Source organism: Streptococcus sp. GMD3S (assembly GCF_000298695.2).
In the GTDB taxonomy this organism is placed as follows: Bacteria; Bacillota; Bacilli; order Lactobacillales; family Streptococcaceae; genus Streptococcus.
This window is the reverse complement of the sequence record NZ_AJRC02000070.1, coordinates 1-1,379: the sequence shown is the minus strand read 5'-3', so window position 1 is coordinate 1,379 and position 1,379 is coordinate 1. Positions and strand designations below refer to the sequence as shown.

Here is a 1,379-nt window from a genome sequence, read left to right as displayed (position 1 = left end):
ACAACGATAAAAATTGTTTGAGCAGGGTTAGCCTTGTGAATGATATCAATCACCTTTTGTAAAGGGAAGAAACGCATAGCAACTGAGTCTGGCACAACTGTTTTCATCAGAGTTTGTTGCATCTTGTCCGTGCTCACTTCGTCATTGGCGACAATGACCGTATTACAACCTAAGTATTTTACCCAAAGTTGTCCTTGCCCGTGAATCAACCGTTCATCGATACGGGTCATAATAATATTTGGCGTTGTCATATTTCTCCTCCTACCAATATAGGTTCCAGTCTTTGTAGAAACGGATAAGCGCTTCTAGGTAATAGTAGTCACCCCAGATATTGCCTTCATCCACTCCTTTACCTGAATGCCATGAGTACACACCGTGGAGGAGACTTGTCCCACCAGGGGTAAATTGATCATTTGCATAATGTTCGATCAAGGAACGAAGCATGGCATGCATAGCATGTTTATAAATATCTTTGTCAGCATCCACCTCTGGGAGATGTTTTAACATTTCATGAATCCCACAGACGGCGATAGCTGTTGCTGAAGAATCTCGTGATTGATCACTACCATCATTAAAAATCAAATCCCAATAAGAAACATGATCTTTTGGCAGACGATTCAAGAAATAATTGGTTACACCCTTAAACAAGTCAAAGCAGGACTCGTCTTTCAGATAACGATAAGTCAAAGGAATACCATAGACTCCCCATGATTGACCACGTGCCCAGCATGAATCATCACTATACCCTTGTCTCGTTACACCTTTAAGGGGTTGACCTGTCTCAGGATCAAAATAGAAGGTGTGGAAGGACGAAGCGTCATCACGGATTACATTATTAGCTGAAGCATAGAAATGACTTTCTGCAATATCGTAGTATTTTTGATTGCCTGTTTCTTGATAAGCAAAGAACAAGAGTTGAATATTGAGCAAGCAGTCGATAATCAAACGGTAATGTTCTTTTTTGCCCAAGTCTCCCCAAGCCTGAATGAAGCCACCTTTTTCTTGATAGCGTTCAATCAACTTATTTGCAGCTTTCAAGGCTGCTTCTCTAGCCTCTCCATCTCCATCTCCATTTATCTTATATTCAGCCATACAAGACGGTGTGTACAAGAAACCGAGATCATGGTGATCCAACTCTACTCTCTTATTGACACGCTCCAGAAAAGAAAGAACATTTTTATGTGCCATGTTTTTAAATGCATCCTGTTGACTGTATTCATAAGCCAACCACAGTTCTCCCGTCCAGAAACCATTGGTCCATTCTGTGTTATCCATAATTGGATAGACATTATCAAAGGTAGCTGGTGTGGGGAAATCTTCCTTGAAATAGTCAAGGTTGAGTTCTAACTGCCTAATAACCTTTTCAATTGCCTGACCGA

General features: G+C 40.8%; 2 protein-coding genes. Both read right to left on the bottom strand.

From position 1 onward, the window contains the following. A partial coding sequence (locus GMD3S_RS0210220) for a PTS sugar transporter subunit IIB (RefSeq protein ID WP_025173022.1) occupies positions 1–251 on the bottom strand: 251 nt, incomplete at its 3' end. A gap of 10 nt (positions 252–261) precedes the next feature. After that, on the bottom strand, positions 262–1,379 hold a 1,118-nt coding region (locus GMD3S_RS0210215), incomplete at its 5' end, for a glycoside hydrolase family 88 protein (RefSeq protein ID WP_025173021.1).